1 protein-coding gene is annotated in these 1,273 nt (G+C 32.2%); it reads left to right on the forward strand.

Annotation, left to right across the window (positions count from 1 at the left end; translation table 11 throughout):
• Window positions 1-299 precede the first annotated feature (299 nt).
• Window positions 300-1,208: a nuclease-related domain-containing protein gene (locus V7150_RS25710; RefSeq protein WP_335523965.1), complete on the forward strand. Its 909-nt coding sequence runs from the start codon at window positions 300-302 to the stop codon at window positions 1,206-1,208.
• The last annotated feature ends 65 nt before the right edge of the window (window positions 1,209-1,273 follow it).

The following is a 1,273-nucleotide window of genomic DNA, read 5'->3' on the forward strand; positions in this document are numbered from 1 at the left end:
ATTTTTTCATTTTTTAAATCCTTTCCAATGTAATTTCACTTAAATCAATTAGCTCTGTTTTTCGCAGTATGGTACCTTTTTCTTTAAATTTCTACATTCATAGTTTGTAGAACAGCAATGAGATTATTCTTGGGTGATTTAAAATCGTGTTTTTCGTGTATTCTCTATTTACATAAAGACAACAAACGTGTCATGTTAGATTACAATGTTCAAATGTTAACAGAATATTCATATTCCTCGAATAGAATCTTGAAAATTTTTTATAAAATGGGCTTAGAGATTAAGAAAGGAAGTGGCTTATGTTACTTAGAAGTCGATATGAATCGGATGAATTAATGGCTATGCGATATTTAAACACGCGAATGGAGTTAACTAAAAAAGAAAAGTTTCACTATTTAAACCTTGAAAAAGGATATGAAGGGGAGGTGCAATTTGACCTGCAGGCAGAAAGTCTTCAAGAAGAAAGATATATCCTTAATGACATGCTGCTTGAAGTAAACAATTCCTTTTTTCAAATTGATACGTTGATTATTTCACAGGGAGTTATTCACCTTTTGGATATAAAAAATTTTCAAGGTGATTGTTACTTAGAATCGGACAAACTTTATGCCGTGACAACCGGTCGCGAATATAAGAATCCTGTAGTCCAGTTAAAAAGGAGTGCGACTCTATTCCGCCAACTGCTCCAAAATCTCAAGCAAAATTACCTTGTTGAAGCCTCCGTTATCTTTATCAACCCTGAATTCACCTTATATCAAGCCCCAATGGACCAACCCATTATTTTACCAACACAGATAAATCGTTTTTTGAAAGATTTAAATAATACACCGTCTAAGTTGAATGATGGTCACAAGAAACTAGCCCAAAAAATAATTTCATTAAATCACTCTAAAAATCCTTTTACCATTTTGCCTAAATATAATTATGACCAACTGCAAAAGGGAATTTATTGTAAAAGTTGTAACTCCTTTCTCGTTTCTATAAAAAATTATGACTTTGTATGCGGGAAGTGTGGAGGACATGAAAAGATCGAACAAACTATTTTACGGAATGTGAAGGAATTTAAACTGCTATTTCCTGATCGAAGGATTACTACTCAAAGCATCTATGAGTGGTGCGAGGTGGATTTAAATAAAAGGACATATTGCAGGATTTTAAAGAAAAACTATACCGCTTTTGGAAATACAAGAGATACTTATTATATATAAATAGATTTTTTTGTATGAAAGGTATTATTAACATCTCTAAACCTGATGGATTCAGACTGGATCTC

The sequence above is a fragment of the Neobacillus drentensis genome (assembly GCF_036965245.1).
In the GTDB taxonomy this organism is placed as follows: Bacteria; Bacillota; Bacilli; order Bacillales; family Cytobacillaceae; genus Neobacillus; species Neobacillus drentensis_G.

Bases quoted from the DNA above. Each gene is read 5' to 3' on its own strand.
- V7150_RS25710 (WP_335523965.1), top strand. From the start codon at position 300: ATGTTACTTAGAAGTCGATATGAATCGGATGAATTAATGGCTATGCGA.